This is a genomic window from Sporosarcina sp. SG10008, from assembly GCF_044569405.1.
Taxonomy (GTDB): Bacteria; Bacillota; Bacilli; order Bacillales_A; family Planococcaceae; genus Sporosarcina; species Sporosarcina psychrophila.
This window is the reverse complement of the sequence record NZ_CP172607.1, coordinates 4454127-4470832: the sequence shown is the minus strand read 5'-3', so window position 1 is coordinate 4470832 and position 16706 is coordinate 4454127. Positions and strand designations below refer to the sequence as shown.

General features: G+C 41.5%; 17 protein-coding genes. 5 read left to right on the top strand and 12 right to left on the bottom strand.

The window, feature by feature from the left end; all coding sequences use genetic code 11:
* Positions 1-281: 281 nt before the first annotated feature.
* From ACGLYD_RS21080 to ACGLYD_RS21045, 8 genes are all read right to left on the bottom strand, one after another.
* Positions 282-794, bottom strand: coding sequence for a YcxB family protein (locus ACGLYD_RS21080; protein WP_067204926.1), 513 nt, complete (start codon positions 792-794; stop codon positions 282-284).
* Between the two features lie 88 nt (positions 795-882).
* Positions 883-1200 (bottom strand): hypothetical protein, encoded by a 318-nt coding sequence (locus tag ACGLYD_RS21075; RefSeq protein ID WP_399630383.1) that lies wholly within the window; start codon positions 1198-1200, stop codon positions 883-885.
* On the bottom strand, positions 1193-2095 hold the full coding sequence (locus ACGLYD_RS21070; protein ID WP_342539504.1) for a DMT family transporter: 903 nt from the start codon (positions 2093-2095) through the stop codon (positions 1193-1195). Before ACGLYD_RS21070 ends, ACGLYD_RS21075 begins: the two co-directional genes overlap by 8 nt.
* 61 nt (positions 2096-2156) lie before the next feature.
* Positions 2157-3173: an NAD(P)H-dependent flavin oxidoreductase gene (locus ACGLYD_RS21065; protein WP_399630381.1), complete on the bottom strand. Its 1017-nt coding sequence runs from the start codon at positions 3171-3173 to the stop codon at positions 2157-2159.
* Between the two features lie 524 nt (positions 3174-3697).
* Entirely contained in the window at positions 3698-4786 is a 1089-nt protein-coding gene (locus ACGLYD_RS21060) for a copper resistance D family protein (protein ID WP_399630379.1), read from the bottom strand.
* Positions 4787-4789: 3 nt separating this feature from the next.
* A complete protein-coding gene (locus ACGLYD_RS21055; RefSeq protein WP_399630376.1) occupies positions 4790-5344 on the bottom strand; it encodes a copper resistance protein CopC in 555 nt (184 codons plus the stop codon).
* Between the two features lie 153 nt (positions 5345-5497).
* Positions 5498-6661, bottom strand: a complete 1164-nt coding sequence (locus ACGLYD_RS21050; RefSeq protein WP_399630373.1) for a PstS family phosphate ABC transporter substrate-binding protein — start codon at positions 6659-6661, stop codon at positions 5498-5500.
* Positions 6658-6852 (bottom strand): DUF5412 family protein, encoded by a 195-nt coding sequence (locus tag ACGLYD_RS21045; protein WP_399630371.1) that lies wholly within the window; start codon positions 6850-6852, stop codon positions 6658-6660. Before ACGLYD_RS21045 ends, ACGLYD_RS21050 begins: the two co-directional genes overlap by 4 nt.
* A gap of 383 nt (positions 6853-7235) precedes the next feature.
* On the opposite strand from ACGLYD_RS21045, the gene ACGLYD_RS21040 reads away from it, so the two are divergent.
* Both ACGLYD_RS21040 and ACGLYD_RS21035 read left to right on the top strand, forming a co-directional pair.
* Positions 7236-8282: an ArsR/SmtB family transcription factor gene (locus ACGLYD_RS21040; protein WP_399630368.1), complete on the top strand. Its 1047-nt coding sequence runs from the start codon at positions 7236-7238 to the stop codon at positions 8280-8282.
* Between the two features lie 21 nt (positions 8283-8303).
* Positions 8304-9548 (top strand): MFS transporter, encoded by a 1245-nt coding sequence (locus ACGLYD_RS21035; RefSeq protein ID WP_338653906.1) that lies wholly within the window; start codon positions 8304-8306, stop codon positions 9546-9548.
* 35 nt (positions 9549-9583) lie between these two features.
* Here the strand turns inward: ACGLYD_RS21035 and ACGLYD_RS21030 are convergent, their stop codons facing one another.
* Together ACGLYD_RS21030 and ACGLYD_RS21025 are read right to left on the bottom strand one after the other, a co-directional pair.
* Positions 9584-9775, bottom strand: coding sequence for a YwbE family protein (locus tag ACGLYD_RS21030; RefSeq protein WP_067204907.1), 192 nt, complete (start codon positions 9773-9775; stop codon positions 9584-9586).
* A gap of 3 nt (positions 9776-9778) precedes the next feature.
* Positions 9779-10384, bottom strand: coding sequence for a class I SAM-dependent methyltransferase (locus tag ACGLYD_RS21025; RefSeq protein ID WP_399630364.1), 606 nt, complete (start codon positions 10382-10384; stop codon positions 9779-9781).
* Positions 10385-10507: 123 nt separating this feature from the next.
* On the opposite strand from ACGLYD_RS21025, the gene ACGLYD_RS21020 reads away from it, so the two are divergent.
* Positions 10508-10954: a MarR family winged helix-turn-helix transcriptional regulator gene (locus ACGLYD_RS21020; RefSeq protein ID WP_067204903.1), complete on the top strand. Its 447-nt coding sequence runs from the start codon at positions 10508-10510 to the stop codon at positions 10952-10954.
* 2 nt (positions 10955-10956) lie between these two features.
* The gene (locus tag ACGLYD_RS21015) at positions 10957-13425 is read left to right on the top strand and encodes an MMPL family transporter (RefSeq protein WP_399630362.1); all 2469 of its coding nucleotides are present in this window, start codon (positions 10957-10959) and stop codon (positions 13423-13425) included.
* 56 nt (positions 13426-13481) lie between these two features.
* Here ACGLYD_RS21015 and ACGLYD_RS21010 read toward each other — a convergent pair whose 3' ends face one another.
* The gene (locus ACGLYD_RS21010) at positions 13482-14372 is read right to left on the bottom strand and encodes a phosphotransferase family protein (protein WP_399630359.1); all 891 of its coding nucleotides are present in this window, start codon (positions 14370-14372) and stop codon (positions 13482-13484) included.
* A gap of 48 nt (positions 14373-14420) precedes the next feature.
* Positions 14421-15989, bottom strand: coding sequence for an amidohydrolase (locus ACGLYD_RS21005; protein WP_399630357.1), 1569 nt, complete (start codon positions 15987-15989; stop codon positions 14421-14423).
* Positions 15990-16096: 107 nt separating this feature from the next.
* Between ACGLYD_RS21005 and ACGLYD_RS21000 the strand changes: the two genes are divergently transcribed.
* Positions 16097-16537, top strand: a complete 441-nt coding sequence (locus tag ACGLYD_RS21000) for a YtoQ family protein (RefSeq protein WP_338653922.1) — start codon at positions 16097-16099, stop codon at positions 16535-16537.
* Positions 16538-16706: the final 169 nt, after the last annotated feature.

The window sequence follows — 16706 nt, the reverse complement described above, 5'->3', positions numbered from 1 at the left end:
ACCTTTTTTCTAAAAAAAGATAATGTTTTCAAACTCTCTTTCTTTTAACCCGTAATCATTTGCTTTAGGTATGAAACTTTTCCTATGAGTTTCCCTTAAAATGCTATAACCCGCTCTCAACCAAGTCCCACCTTTGATAAACCGTAATGACGGTACGAAAAATGTATACTTTTCACTTCAGCAGGCAGAAATTAAAGTGCTAAAAGAGTGAATACATTTTCGGTGTATTTTTATTCTCCCTTCAAAAAAACTTCTATGCATTTAGTTCTTCAATTGCTTTTTTACTGCATTAAATTCGATTGGATATATTGTCTCATTTCGTCTACATCATCTATCTCTCTTTTAGGCAGGATATAGGAACTCACTGAACTATTGTAAAGAAAGAAATATCCATCGTCTTCTTGAAAACTTGTAATGCCTAACCAAGTTACTTTTGTTTCTTTATTTGAAGACGTATCCATTAATCCTTCTTCCGTCAATTTCAGTTGATGATTCCCTATTAGGCCATCATTGTTACCTTCTTTAATCATTTTCTTAGCATTACGGGCAATGAGGCCATAAAAATACTTCGGATAAAACATAACCCATAGAATACTCGTTACTAAAAAAATGATAAACAGCGGTAGAAACGACATGTCACTTATCAAGGAGTAAATATAGGAAATAATGATAAAGAATAATGGCGTTATAAACCTTTGTAACGCCAACGCCCGCTTACCAGTTTTAGAATTTTTGATGTGATACAAATTGAAGTGTATGTAATCTTCCTCAGTTAACTTGTAGTGTATTTCCATTGTAATCTCCTTTTTCTTTAAATCATCTTTTCCGTGACTGCCACCGAAAATTTACTGTCTAGGATTGAGAGGGATGGACACTCCCTATCTATTTTTCCAATTTTCTTTCAAACCTAAAGTAAGAATATATCCTATATAACACTGGAAGTAAGGCTATAATTGAGACCCACTTCATCGAACCAAAAGCAAATCCGATACTCACCAAGACTGCGGCGACAAACAAAAAGTTACCCAGAAAACCGTTAAGCGGTTGATTATCTAAGAAAAGTCCTTTGAACCCTTTCAAGTCTTTTACATAACAATCTTCATGATAAGCGACTATAACAAAAAATAAAGTTGCGGTTACTAAATCTCCCCTAAACTTAATTTCTTTAGAACACTTTTCACAATAAACAGCCTTAGACACCGTCATCCCACCTTTCAAGCACTCCAGTCACCTGTTTCTTTTTCAAAAAACTAAGCTTTGTCTCGGATAATACAATCGCTCCAAGAATAAGAATCGCTCCAACACCCATTTTCACCGTCATCACTTCACTTAAAATCGCAACGGAAAATGCCATGCCCCAAAATGATTCGGTAGATAGAATGATTGCTGCTTTTGTTTCTGTTATGTACTTTTGGGCAACTGTCTGTAATAGAAATGCGATTGTTGTCGAAAAAACTGCCAGATAGAGGAGTGGAATCAAACCTTCCGTTTGCGTAGAAAAAGTTGTTTCACCTTTAAATACTACAAACAGACACCCGATGACTGCTGCTGCCATCATTTGAATAATCGTTAGCTGGATAGGGTCCTCGTCTTTTACAAATTTAGAGGTGTAGAAAATATGGAAAGCAAATCCAACTGCACAGCATAATGTTAGTAGATCCCCTACGTTGACTTCAGAAGAGAATTTAAGTGATAGTACCGCTACTCCGATTATCGCCATAAATGCCCCACCGAGTTCAAAAATATCGATTTTCTTTTTATAAATGACGAGCCCTATAAAAGGAACAATAACTACATTGATAGCAGTTAAAAATGCATTCTTTGAAGGTGTCGTATATTGTAAACCTACCGTTTGAAGCGCAAAGGCGATATAGAGGAAAATCCCCAATATCGACCCTTTTATAAATGTGCTTTTCTTTATCGTTTTTAGCCGTTTATTAAATACGATTCCTAAAATGAGTACGCCGATTAAAAAGCGCCCTGCCAGAATTTGATACGGCGTGTAGTATTCCAAGGCTACGGCACTGCCCACAAACCCGCTGCCCCAAATAATTGCTGTAATGATAAGTCCAATTTCCCCAATATATTTCCGCATATGATGCACCGCCGTTTTTATATCTAGTGTACCAAATCAGATTGACGAATGGACTATGTTGTTAGACAAATCTTTCAATAATGTTCTTGAGTTTTCCACTGGTGCTTAAATGCACACTTTCACCCGCCCATAATGACATGAATTCAGTATCCCCTTGCTTTGCCGCCTCTTTACGAATCTCTTTTGTTAAATCATTCTGAAATGGGTACGGAGCAATGATTGCTTCATTCATTTCACTGATGAAGCGGTTGCTAATTCCGCGTGCCATTTTACCGGAGAACGCCTTTGTTAACACTGTACATCTTTTATCCGCGTCCAAAACTGCCTGCTTATAAAGCGAATGTGCACCACTTTCGTCAGCAGCTAGAAGTACAGTTCCGATTTGAACAGCTTGTGCCCCGCTAGCTAACACATCCACCATTTTTTCTTTACTTGCAATGCCGCCCGCTGCAATAACTGGAAGTCGAACGGAGGAGACTACTTTCAGCAGTAATTCATTCAATGAAATCAATTTTAATTCGCCTACAAAGGAACCACGATGCCCACCTGCTTCACTACCTTGTACTACAACCGCATCCATTCCCACCTGCTCCGCCAGTTCTGCCTCTTCTATTGAAGTCGCTGTCCCTATTAGAAATACATCATTTCCCTTCAATAATTGCACAGTTTTTTCGTCCGGCAGTCCGAAAGTAAATGAACAGACTTTCACACCTTCTTCTATTAGTACCTGAACTTGCCCTTCAAATTCCGTTTTTGAAAATGGCGTATTCCACTGAGGAATCCCGAGTTCCTTACCTATCGGTTGGAGTGCTTCATATGCCCCCCGTAATTGCTCCTGACTCGGATTCACCGTTTCTGGAACAAACAAATTCAACGCAAATGGCTTCATCGTAAGACTTTTCACTTCACGAATGAAATTCCGCGTCTCTTCGGCCGAAAGATACCCAGCCCCAATTGAACCGAGAATCCCCGCTTCTGCAGATGTTGCTACAAACTCTGGCGTCGTCACACCCGCCATTGGTGCTTGGATGATTGGATGCTCGATTCCTAACATTGCCATCAAATTCAGCTTATTCATTCGACTCTCCTCCAATTCTCTGCGTTCAACGTAAATACCGCTATATATGTTGGACAAATGAAACCTATATTAACCAAGTGAAGGCGCCTCACATGGGGTAGCCACTGAAAAAGTTCTTTTTTAAAGTAAAAACTAGTTGATTGTAGTGAAGAGCGGCGACTCCAGCGGGAACAGCGCGAGCTGAAGACCCCGCAGGAAGAGCCGTTACGAAGAACGGCTTTTGCGAGCAAAAGCGCTAGCGTTGGGAGCACGGGGCAAGAATGCCTTAATTTCTGCAAAGAACGCAGAAATACGGCAAATCGAACCCTTTGCTGTTCGATTGGCTGAAGCCGTGCCCGCGGAAAGCGTCCGCTCGGAACGGAAATCAACGGGATTGAAGGAAGTCCTAATTTTTCAGTGCCCTCGCTTAGTTCAAGAGGCATCCCGAAGCGCCGAAGCGAATTCACTAGAATTCTTTATTTTAATCTCTATAGTACCCATTATATAGAAAAAAAGGTAGCTAAGTCAGCTACCTTTCACTTTTTCTATTGGATACTAAGTAGTAAAGCTAAATAACTTGTAAAGATGAAAAGAATACTCAAAATGAAAGTTACGATTACCGGTGCTTTCTTAATAAATGAGTACACAGTTAAAACGACGAAAAGAATCGCTAACAGTATAAGAGAGAGACCTGTGGCATTTGCTACAAGTTCGACATTCATTCCTTGCTGAAACTGACCTTGATAAAAGAAACTGAACAGCTTGGAAGGTCCTTCATTTTTCAATATGTTTCCGCTAGGCGGCGATTGTTGACCTAATACAGCCGTTATCGAAAAAACAACCAAAATAAGTATGCTTTCCACTCTTGTCCAAGGTATTGGATTAAAGTCATTATCCTTAAGTAACTTCTTTCTAATAAGTATGCTGTTGATCCCTGCATATACCAGTAATGGAATGATCGTTAAATGTTTTAATAACAATAATTGACCATACGGAAGCATCCATGCATTGGCATATTCATTAAACTCCACTACAAATGTCATTAAAATAAGTCCTGACACAATGGTGATGCTAAAACAAATAATGGCAACAGGCGAGAACCATTTTAAGAAATTCAACCAGTTTGAATGATCTTTTGAAAACCAGCTAACTACAAGCAAGATTCCTACCCAAATACTCACCGCTATAAAATGGCTAGTATGTGTTAAAAATCCTTTTACATGATCAAGGGAACTAGCGTGACTAGCCCACCCAATTCCCATGATTAAAATGACAACAAAAATGATTCCTATATAAGAGTAGATTGGTTTCTCACGATCATCAAACCAAACGATAAAAATGAACAAGACATTGACAACTAGAAAAGTGAAAATCCATGCTTTGCCGACTTCAAAAGTAAGTAGAACTGTCTGTAGTGTTTCAGAAAGTCCCATATTCTCGTACAAATATATAATTAGCACTAAAACAGGCGCAAATGAGAAAACTGCGATACCGATTGTAGCTATAATTTGTACACTTCTTGGTATGTTTACTTCCGGTCGAAAAGAACTCGGTACTAGAGCTATAAGAAAACTTCCTATAAGAAGCGATACGCAAAGATATAAAAGTATTTCACTAACAATTACCATAAACATTTATTATTTTTTTCTCCTTAACCCGACGAAAATCCCCATAATAATTGCAATTAAGACAATAACGATTACAGGAATGAGATAAGAAGGTAATTGACTTTGTTCATTTGTTTTAGTATCTTCAACATTTTCTAATGGTGTTTCATCTTGATTTACATCTTGTGAATTGGCTTCGGCTTCGGATTCATTTTCAACTGCTGTTTCAGATACAGGAACATCTACAGTGAAAGAAAATTCTCCTGCAATCGGATGACCATCTGCTCCAATAATATTCCAAACAACTGTATAGTCACCATTTTCCAAGGCATTTGTAAACGTCCCTGTCATTTGCGTATCTGCTATGGAAATATCTTCAACTGGAATAGATTGGCCATTTGAATTACTGACCTCTAACGTTCCGCCTTGTTCGATTTTCCCTTCGTAGGTTAAGGCTATCTCGCGCATTTCTTCTGTAACAACTTCTCCATCTTCTGGGGAAGACGTTTCTAACCCTGTATGTGCCAGAGCACTGGTAGTAAAAGTAAACATGAAGACAAATGTAATTAATAATAACTTTTTCACTGTAATTCCTCCTAATTTAATTGCTGATTAAAACTATGGACTTAAAAACTTGAACATAATCAAATCAATTTCAGTGTAGCTTTTCGTTGTGAAAAATTCGTGAAGTGTTTTTATTCCTTATACTATTACGAGTAAAGCAATCCCGTTTTCAGCCTATCGGTTTGTAACATACCCCGTCTTCTCGATGATCGCCTGTCCTTGGTCAGACAAAATCCAATCGATGAATTCCCCGATATGTGAATTATCACTGCCCGCAGTCACGGCATAAATATCAGCCGTAAGAGGATAATCTTCGGACCGGATTGTTTCTGATGACGGTTCAACCCCTTCAATTTGAAGCAATCGGATTTTATCGTTAGTGACCATTTCGGTTGAATAATATCTGAATGTAAAGCCTAATGCATTGTTGTAGTTCGTATAGTCCGATACCTCATTAATAATTCCTCCCATAAGATCAATCACATTTTCAACAGGAGGATCCATGATCGGCACGTCACCCATCAAGTTTTGAAGTGCAGTCTGACTGCCGCTGTCTTGTGGCCGCTGGAATGCCCGTATCGCTTTTTTCTTTCCGCCTACGTCTTTCCAATTCGTTATATCTCTCGAATAAATCCCTTTGATTTCATTCATCGTCAAGGTTTTTACAGGGTTTTTCGCATTGACGAAAAAAACGAGCGCTTCTTTACCGATTGGTGTCAGCGTTAATTCTTTGCCAGCTCGTTCTGCTGATGCCAATTGAGTAGAAGAAGGACCTGCTACAAAAATTATATCGACTTCCCCATCAATGAGCTTTTCGTAGGCTACGTTTGTCATATTCGACATCACTTCACTGTTATAGAGGTTGTATTCCTTTTCTGGATAGACTGCCTGTGCGAATCCAGCATACATTGGGTAAAGCGCGGTCGCACCATCTATGACAGGTAAATCCGATTCCAGCTTCAAGGTCGCTGGCTCGTCCAGTTTCATAGCTTTCGTCCCAGATGCGAACGGACTGTATTGTTGCAGGTTCACTTCTGTATCCTCCAACCTGTCCAAGTTCTGCTTATATATACCGGAAGCCGTGAAAGACAATGCCACAACGGCTATCAGCGCAGCAACGCCATAAAAAGCTTTTTTTCCGTTCGGATATTTCGTCCAACCTATCGTTTTGAATAGAATCAGAACAACCAGTATTACGTAGATTGCAATAAGCAAAGGTATTATATAATACATATTCGGCGTTATGAATAAAACAGATATAAAAGCCAATGGCAACGCCAATATCGTCGCCGCTACAATAATCATTAGGATGGTTGCAATCATTAGGATGTTTTTCAAGCTGAGTCCCCCTTAGTATTAAAACATTTCTGTATAGCGAACCTCAATTGAGCCCGTTCCTGTTCTCTCCAATCATACACATCTTTTTGCACATTAAGTTCAACTCCATTGATTGAAACTGTATTACTATCAATCCGAACGATTTTCGCTTGATTTTCCCGGTTACTTTTAGAACAATCTTCATTGTGCACCCACTCCTATCGAGACGTTTCCCTCCATACAAATTTTTCCAATACACAATTGTTGATTAACCAGTAAATAACTGCTTGCTTTTGTGTTTAAACACTAGACGCCCTATTCACAGATGCTCTCGGATCACTTTGGACTGAACGACTACTGCACCATTATTGGGATTTCTTGCTGCGTAGGGTGAACGCTCACTCGTCCATCCATCTCAAACAACTCTCAAACAAACGTGATTTTTAAACGTTCACGTTTGAACGGATAAAAGTCACAACCTATCTATTTATGATTTACACGTCATCGTTCAACATTAATCGAATAAAATATTCCACAATAATTGAACTCCTCATTCTAAACAGGTATACTTTACCGAAAGAGGAGGCGGATTACTGTGAATACATTAACAATTACAGGTAGAAAAAGAGAATCGTACAAAGTGGAGCTCGAGTATTCTCTATTATGGGAATGTGCATTAGGTATTGCAGCGATCACAAATACACCGCTGCTAGACACGCTCGAGAAAAAAAGGACATTTGAATTACTTCGAAATGAAATACCTGACGAGTTAGTTATCGAACTGAATTACGTTGAAGAACACAATACATGGAAAAGTTTACTTCAACTTTTACACGCTTTTGAAAGAAATTCGAATGACATTGAAAAATTCAAGATTTATGTCAACAATTTAAGCGATGTTGAACTGAAGTATACTTGTCTCCCATACTTCGGAACAGATTTACAAGAAAGTAGGATGCTTGCGGCGAATGGTGATAAAGTTGCTGTCGATTTAATAAAACAAGTAGCAAAGGAAAACCCTTTTCTACCTGCTTATATTGACTTTATTAGCAATGTAAATGGCGTTGACTTTAAAAAGCATTTACTAACTGTCATGTCTTTGTGGACTGAAACAGTTCTTGATGCAGACACGAATCCCTTGTTAGCCATCTTGGAAAGAGATCTCGATGAAAAAATAAATATGAAAGAGAAACTGACGCCTGAAGAATTTGTTGCATGGGCCACAAATGGAACAGAGTATATTCCTGAGCCAAGCGTTCATCGTGTTTTATTGATTCCCCAATTGACGTACCGGCCTTGGACGATTGTATCGGATATTGAAGAAACGAAAGTTTTTTATTATCCGATTCCGAACACAAGCATTGATCCAACTGATAAGTATCTTCCCGATTACTTTTTAATTCAGAAACATAAAGCATTGGGAGATGAAGTCCGGCTTCGCATGGTTAAGCTTTTATCTGAACAAGATTGCACGTTAAAGGATATAACTGAGCAGCTCGAATTAGGGAAATCAACTGTTCATCATCATTTAAAAATTTTAAAGGCCGCCTCTTTAGTTGGTCAAAAATCCTCCAATTATTATTTGAAAGAAAAGTCCGTTGCTTCCCTGCCCAAAGAGTTGGAACTCTATTTAACCCAATAATACTTGAAGGAGCGGCAGCTTATGAACACTACTGTCTTAAAAAATAGGGGCTTCGTTTCATTGTGGGCGGGGAGTGCCATATCCGAACTGGGCGGCTCCTTTGGCACGTTTTGCAATTCGATTATTGTTTATGAACTCACGGGGTCAAAACTGGCGTTGGGTAGTATGTGGTTACTGTACTTTCTCCCCTCAATCGTGTTTCAACTCGTCAGTGGGCCGTTCATTGATAAATGGAGTCGCAAATGGATTATGATTTTCTCCCAGTGGACACGGGCATTGATTTTTCTGGTGCCACTTTTATCAATGTTCCTTGGCCATTTGGAAGTTTGGCATATCTATGTAGTTCAGGTCATCATTGGCCTTGTCACCCCACTTTACGTTCCTGCAAGTCAAGCGATTACACCGACAATCGTAGCTAAGGAACAGTTAAGTACGGCCAATGCTTATCTCGATGGTACAACGAGGCTTATGATGTTCTTAGCACCCATGGCTGGTGGAGTTGTTATTAATTATATAGGGACGGATTTCACTCTGTTACTCGTGTTTATATTGCTTGCGCTAAGTGGATTTTTGCTGTTACGGATGGACGAGCAACGAGTTCCTCAAGATATACGGAAGACTTGGTTGGAACAATTCAAGGAAGGCATCCATTACTTTTTTAAAGAACGAACAATCGTGTGGCTGGGAATCTTCCTTGCATTCGTCCAATTTGGCGTTGGTGTCACAATGGTGATTAATTTACCGTATATCACGGATGTGCTGAAGGGGAATTATGAAGATTATGGCCTCTTTATGGCTGGCTTTCCATTGGGTTATGTCATCGGATCTCTGTTAATTGGAAAGATAAAATTCCGAAGTCGAAGAATGTTCATGTTAGGATCCCTAGTAATCGGTGGATTAACCTACATTTCGTTAGGAATTATTAATGCAATCATTTTAGCGATTATCGTCGAAATTATTGCAGGAATTATGATGGCTTTCTTCAGTATTCACAACATCACAATTTGTCAGCGGGCGATTCCGAATCATATGATGGGGAAAGTGATGTCGGTTAGATTAGTAATTAGTAGAACGGCGATGCCAATTGGGATTGTTTTTGGAGGAATTATTAGTGAGTTATGGGGAATTAGACCTTTATATATAATGATTGGATTAGCGATAAGTTTGGTATCTATCATTGGTATCGTCTTTCCTTATTTCAAGTTCATTGATGGTCCACCCCAACCTGAATTATTACCTAAAAAGAATAACTACGCGCGGCAATAGACTGCGCATGGTTATCCTTTTTAGGTCTTTTCTTATTATAAAATCTCGCAAACCCGTCCAACTTGTCCGTCTTCTAAGCGTACTTTAATGCCATGCGGGTGGAAACTTGAGTTCGTCAATAAATCTTTAACGACACCTTCCGTTTTCGAGCCCGACCGCTGATCTTTTTTCAAGATAACTGCTACTTTTAAGCCTGGTGTTACATCTGCACGATTCTTTCCATTCATATATTATTCTTCCTCTCTTTTTTGAAATATACTTTGCACGACGTGTGCGGTTCCTGTATGAAGTTGGCCTTCCACGCGATTGACTTCCCCGATATGGAAGTGTTTGACGAAATAACCATCGAATTGTTCGAGCATCTTAATAGGATTACACAGCATTTCTTCGACCCGTGGGCCGCCTGTTCCGTACTGGAGCTGTTCTTTCGTATACAACTCACTTACATAGCATCCACCAGGTTTTAATGCCTTTTTAATCCCTGCTAGAGTACGGTCCATAACGTTTCCCGGGAAATGTCCGAAGATGTGAACGATGGCATCCCACTGCTCTTCTTCCCATGCCACTTCTGCCAAATCGTGCAGTTCCGTTTTTACAACGACACTTTTTTCATCCGCCAACTGCTTTGTCTTCTCCAGTCCTGCCGGCGCATAATCCCATGCAGTCACATCGAAGCCAAGCGTTGCCAAGTAGACCGAATTACGCCCTTCACCTTCCGCGATACAAAGCACTTTACCCTTCGGTAATTGCTGTGCCGCCTCCACAAGAAATCCGTTGGGTTCTTTGCCATAGACGTATTCTTCAACGGAAAAACGTTCATGCCACATATTTGTCATAGCTTCTCAGTCCCCTTTGTATCTACTTCCTTCAGTTTATCATAAAATGGCCGATTACTTTGCCGTTGACATTTATTCGTTTACCCCCTAAACTACTATTATTGGTTTAGGGGGTAAACTATATTGAGAGAAAAACTACTAGAAGCTGTTGATTTATTCGAAGAAGTAATGATTTTCGGGACAGAACATGTTATTAAAAACATGGATATTCCCATTTGGAAAGAGTATTCTCCTGAGCAAATTCAAGTACTCAAAATCCTTTCTACTTATGGAGCACTTTCGAGCGGAAAGCTTGCCACAATTCAAGGTGTACATAAAAGCGCCGTCTCGAGCCGTTTAAAAAAGTTGGAGGAAAAAGGACTTGTGACATCCGAGCGTGACGAAAACGATCAGCGTGCCAAAATCATACGACTTACATCGGAAGGTATCGAGGTTCTTCAAACGTCCAATAATGCGGTCTATGAAAATATTGAAAAACTTTTTAAAGATCGAATTGATGAAAAGGAACTGGAGACATTCGTTGAGACCTTCCGAAAACTTAAAGAGATTTTACAAATGAAGGAGATGTAATTTTGAGAGCTATTTTAAAATTCAAATGGCCGATTTTCATCGGCTTACTTACATTGACAATTGCGTTATTCATTTTAGCACCAAATTTGGCAAAACAAGCAGAAGAAGCGGGCTCACTACAACTTCCAAGCAGTGCTGATTCGCAAAAAGCGGCTGATATGCTAGAAAAAGCCGGTGCTTCCGAAGATACGATTTCACTCGTCTATCCGCTGAAAAAACCAGTAGATGCTGCGATGAAAAAAGAAATTCAATCGGTTGTAGACAAACTTGAAGCCCTGGGCAAGCCAGTTTCAGCAATACTTAACCCTTTTGAAAGTAAAGAACTGGAAGCGCAACTTGTTTCAAAAGATCAGAAGACAGTCCTCGTACCAATTACTGTGGACGGTACATTTGATGAAATTATTGCCCTTGCTGATAAAATTCATAGTGATATTTTATCCAAAAACCAGACAATCTATTTAACAGGTGAAGCGATTATCGGCAATGATGTAAACCAAAGCGCACAAGACGGCTTGAAAAAAACAGAAATTATTACCGTCGTGCTTATTTTCGGTTTGCTTCTCATCGTATTCCGCTCAATTGTCACACCATTTATACCGCTTATTGCGGTAGGGATCTCCTATTTACTCAGTCAATCATTTGTTGCCTTTTTCATTGACTGGTTCGGATTCCCTGTTTCTAATTACACACAGATTTTCCTTGTAGCTATCCTCTTCGGACTAGGAACGGATTATTGTATTCTGTTGCTCAGCCGTTATAAAGAAGAATTGCTAGCAGGTCATAGCGTCGAGGATGCAGTCGTTAATACGTATAAAACTGCAGGTCGTACACTGTTCATCAGCGGTCTTGCCGTCTTTATCGGATTTGCAGCAATCGGATTTGCAGACTTCCCGATTTTTAAATCAGCTGTGGCCGTCGCGGTCGGAATTGCCGTGTTGATGGTCGTGCTATTTACAGTTGTTCCATTGTTCATGGTTTTATTGAAAGACAAATTGTTTTGGCCTTCAAAACAAGCTGCATCGCATAAAGACAGTAAAATATGGGTTGCCTTCAGTAAAGTTTCGGTCAAGCGGCCGCTCATTTCTATGCTAATTGTGGCAGTTATCACAGTCCCTCTTCTATTGACATATGATAATGATTTGTCATTCAACACAGTCGATGAGATTGATAAGAGTAAAGAATCGGTCATGGGCCTCAATGCTATTTCTGAAGCATTCGGGAAAGGAGATTCGTTGCCAATCCAGGTTTTATTGAAAAAAGACGGCCCGATTGTCAATGAAACTGACGTCACCTATCTCGAAGCAATCAGCCGGGATATCGAGAAGATTGACGGCGTGAAAACGGTCCGGACGATTACGCGTCCAACTGGTGAAATTATCGAAGACTTGTATGTAGACCACCAGCTTGGTCTTATGTCAGAGGGTCTTGGTGATGCGACTGGTGGAATGGATGAGGTAAAAAAAGGACTGACAGAAGTTCAAGGCGGACTGGACCAAGTGACCGGCATGTTTTCTACCGGTTCGGCGGCTGAAGCCAATGGTGCTGGACTTGCACAAGCCGCAGGTGGTATCGGCCAGCTTTCTGCAGGTGTTGGTGCTTCTACTAAAGGGCTGGATGAAATCGGTTCCGGTCTTGGCGAATTATCCGCATCATTAAAAGAAATGAGCGAGTCGGACAGTGTGCGTGCTACCGGTTTGTTCATCCCGTCAGGCACGCTCAGCAATGAAACGTTCAAGCCGGTGATTGACCGTTATACGTTCGGAGCCGAATCAGGGATTTTACTTGAAGTGATTTTGGACTATGATCCTTATTCAAGGGAAGCGATCCAAACGGTGCATGACATTAAAGACAGCGTAACCCGTTCAGTTATCGGAACACCTTTCTTTGACGCAGAGCTTGCATATAGCGGAGTATCCAGCATGAATTCGGATCTGTATGATATTTCGTCAAAAGACTTCAAGCGCACAGTCATTATTATGCTTGCCAGTTTGTTCGTCGTCTTGACGTTCTTATTCCGTTCTGCAATCATGCCTTTGTATATGATTGGCTCCTTGCTGCTCACATATTACACATCTATCGCTGTAACTGAACTCATCTTTGTCAATATGTTGGGTTATGATGGTATCAGCTGGGCAGTTCCATTCTTTGGCTTCATTCTGCTTATTGCGCTCGGTGTGGATTACTCCATTTTCTTACTCGACCGCTTCCGTGAGGAGAGCATTAATGGGCTGAATATACGAGAGGCCCTTACGATGTCGATGGCTAAAATGGGTACGGTCATCATTACTGCATCCATCATACTCGCCGGAACATTTGGTGCAATGATGCCTTCAGGCGTGTTGAGTCTCGTACAAATCGCTACAATTGTCATTACAGGACTCCTTCTGTATGGACTCATCATTCTTCCATTACTCATTCCGGCGATTACTGTATCGTTTGGCAGAGGGGTATGGTGGCCGTTCAGAGGTTGATATAATACGTAAAGCGTCCGTTCCTTTTGTGGGGAACGGACGCTTTTTTAATGATTCTACTCTTTGTTACTGATACTCTCCAAATATTGATCCAATCGTGCTGCCATCATTTCATCCGTCAAACCTGTAACACCAAACGCCGCCCAGCCACTATATACAACAGGAGGTCCGTCCAAAAAATCAAACACGGAGACAATATCCCAATAGGGCTCATACGAAAATGAGGGTTCAGCATGTCTTTGATAAGCTTGTAAAAATAGGTCTGCCACTTCGATGCTATGCAACAGCGCGAGGTTCACACGACAATGACCCACGTCGATACCCGCTGGACCGCGGCATGCATTCGGCCAATCGACGATCCCACTGACTTCTTTGTTAGTCCACAACACGTTTGCAGGATGAAAGTCGCGGTGAATGAACGTCTCGAGAAATTCAGGCTCCGTTCCATGGAAACGTTCAAATGCCGCCTGCCACACATCCCTTTTCTTCGTCCATTCGGGGAATTTGACGTCCGCCCGTTTTGTATACGGCGCATATTTCCATGTAAAATCATTCGCTTTAACTTGATGAATTTGCACAAGTACTTTTGCCAATCCATCCGTCCATTGGTTGAAATCATCTGGCAGAAGCTCTACTTTCCCTTCAACTTTCGTCATAAGGATAGACGGTAACCCGCTCAGCTTTCCTGTTTCATCAGACCCAATCAGCGCTGGAGTCGGCAGCCCACTATCCGAAGCTTTTCGAAGGCTCGCCGCTTCGTGCTTGACGAGATCAGGTTCTTCAAGAAGCCACTCCTCATTGTCAAATTGTCGTAAAACCATTTCCGAGTCTTCCGTCTTCACTTCATAAAGAAGTGAGGATGTACTGCCTGGGAGTCGTTTCATCCAATGGACGACACCCCCTACTTCTTGCTGCACCCAGATTTCTGCTTTTTCGATTGGTCGCAAATTCCACCCCTCCTTTAAACATGAATCATGGATTAGGCGAGTCCCATTTCACCCTCTATACATCACTTCACCCGCAACAACGGTCATCACAACATTCGCGTTCACGATTTCTTCATCTTCCACTCGGAATAAATCCTTGTCGAGCACAGTGAAATCAGCATCGAACCCGGGCGCAAGCTTACCGCGGACGTCCGATTTTCCGATTGTTCCCGCACTCCCCGTCGTAAAGAGGCCGACCGCTTCAAAGCGACTTAGTTTTTCATCTGGCAAATAGCCTTCGTGGGTTTCCCCAGGCTTCCGACGCGTTGCCGCTGCATAGATGCCAAGCAATGGGTCGACCTCCTCGATTGGCGCATCCGAACCGCCGCCGCAAATGAATCCACGGTCAAGCAGCTTTTTCCACGCATAGGCCCAATCAAGACGGTCTTCCCCTAAACGATCCATGACCCATGGGAAGTCTGATGATACAAACACCGGCTGTATATCAAGGATGACTGGCAACTTTTCCATCCGCTCGACTAGATCTTCACGCAAGACATTTACATGGATAAGTCGATCACGTTTGCCAGTAGGTACCGGGTACTTCTCTATCGCATCTAGTGCTTTTTCAACAGCTGCATCCCCAATGACATGAACAGCAATTGCTTCGCCATACTTGCGTGCGAGCGACACTATCGCACCAATTTCTTCATCCGTAATGACTGTCATGCCGAATGTTTCGGGCGTATCTGCATACGGTTTACTTAACAAAGCCGTTTTACCGCCAAGCGCTCCGTCGATGAAAAACTTCAATTCGCCTGGCTCAATCCAAGGTTCATAATAAGTAGCTTGTTCTTCCATCAATTGCTGGAAAACAGTTGACCGTCGTAATAAATGTGCGCGGAATTTCTTCTGTTCACCAATAACGTTTTTGAATGCTTGTAGCGGGTTTTTATAATCCCCATAATACCCGAGGTCATCCGTCACTCCCCCTGTCAGTCCAAGTGACAGCAAATCATCAACTGACTTTTGTAAGGCCCGAGTCAATGATTCTTCTGTCGGCTCTGGAATAAGGGCAAGTACAATCTCCTGCGCTCCTTCTTTCAAGTAGCCCGTAGGTTCCCCGTTCGCATCACGCATAATGACACCATCTTCGGGATCTAGTGTATCTTTTGAAATACCTGCCAGCTCAAGCGCTTTTGAATTGGCGAGCGCCGCGTGCCGACATGTCCGTTTCAAAATCATAGGGGAATCCGTCACCTTATCCAATTCATGTCGCGTGAGGATCTTTTTATCTGGGAAGTTATTTTCATTCCATCCCTCTCCGATAAACCATTCGTCAGATTTCAAATCAGGATGAGCATTTATCAGCATATCCATCATGTCATCAGCGGACGTTGCCTTCGATAAGTCCAAACTTAGTAATTTTTCGCCGTGACCAATCATATGCATATGACTATCGACGAATCCTGGATAAAGAACGGAACCCTGTAAGTCAAATTCATTATCTGCTCGTTCTTTTAAATCGCCATATGTGCCAACTGCACTAACCTTACCGTTTTCTGTGAGCAGCGCCTCAACTTGGTCTCCTTCTTGCTCCATCGTATACATCGTGCCATTATGCCAAAGTGTTTTCATCTCAATTCCCCCTATCTCTCTAGTTATAGTCTAAACTTTCGGTCATTCACGAGCAACATTTTGATTATCAATGCTACAATTAAAATTAATGATTAGGAGGGGTTAAGTTGAGATTAACTGTTTACCTGGCAGGGGAAATCCATAGTTCATGGCGTGAGGAAGTAAAGATGAAAGTGGCTGCACTTAAGTTGCCAATCGATTTCGTCGGTCCCATGGAAGACCATGACCGTTCTGATAACATCGGGGAAGATATTCTAGGCAAGCAGCCGAATTCAATTTCCAAAGATGCTGCGGCATCAAACTTTAATAATTTGCGTACGGAGCTATTAATGAAGCAAGCCGATCTTGTCATCGCTTTATTTGGGGAGAAGTATAAGCAGTGGAATACCGCGATGGACGCGAGTGCCGCTGTCGCATTCGGCAAACCACTCATCCTAATTCGTAATGAAGCACATCATCATGCACTAAAGGAATTGTCCCGCAAAGCAAACGCTACCGTCGAAACTGTCGATCAGGCTGTAAAAGCACTGCATTATATTTTCGAATGAACTAAGAAAAGCGCAAGCTGCCGTTTAGCCCCGACAGGCATAAGACGGTTTGCGAGGAGGCGTACTTCAGCCCCATAGCAAAACGACTTATGACCCGAGGGTTTGCGCCTGGAGCCTAGACACTGCTCCAGGTTGAAAAAACTTATACCTTTTTAAATACCATCCCACG

What these genes read in the sequence shown, in the direction of transcription:
- ACGLYD_RS21070 (WP_342539504.1), bottom strand. Translation starts at nt 2,095, where the DNA reads ATGCGGAAATATATTGGGGAAATTGGACTTATCATTACAGCAATTATT.
- ACGLYD_RS21035 (WP_338653906.1), top strand. Translation starts at nt 8,304, where the DNA reads ATGAACACTACTGTCTTAAAAAATAGGGGCTTCGTTTCATTGTGGGCG.
- ACGLYD_RS21080 (WP_067204926.1), bottom strand. Translation starts at nt 794, where the DNA reads ATGGAAATACACTACAAGTTAACTGAGGAAGATTACATACACTTCAAT.
- ACGLYD_RS21005 (WP_399630357.1), bottom strand. Translation starts at nt 15,989, where the DNA reads ATGAAAACACTTTGGCATAATGGCACGATGTATACGATGGAGCAAGAA.
- ACGLYD_RS21065 (WP_399630381.1), bottom strand. Translation starts at nt 3,173, where the DNA reads ATGAATAAGCTGAATTTGATGGCAATGTTAGGAATCGAGCATCCAATC.
- ACGLYD_RS21030 (WP_067204907.1), bottom strand. Translation starts at nt 9,775, where the DNA reads ATGAATGGAAAGAATCGTGCAGATGTAACACCAGGCTTAAAAGTAGCA.
- ACGLYD_RS21025 (WP_399630364.1), bottom strand. Translation starts at nt 10,384, where the DNA reads ATGACAAATATGTGGCATGAACGTTTTTCCGTTGAAGAATACGTCTAT.
- ACGLYD_RS21060 (WP_399630379.1), bottom strand. Translation starts at nt 4,786, where the DNA reads ATGTTTATGGTAATTGTTAGTGAAATACTTTTATATCTTTGCGTATCG.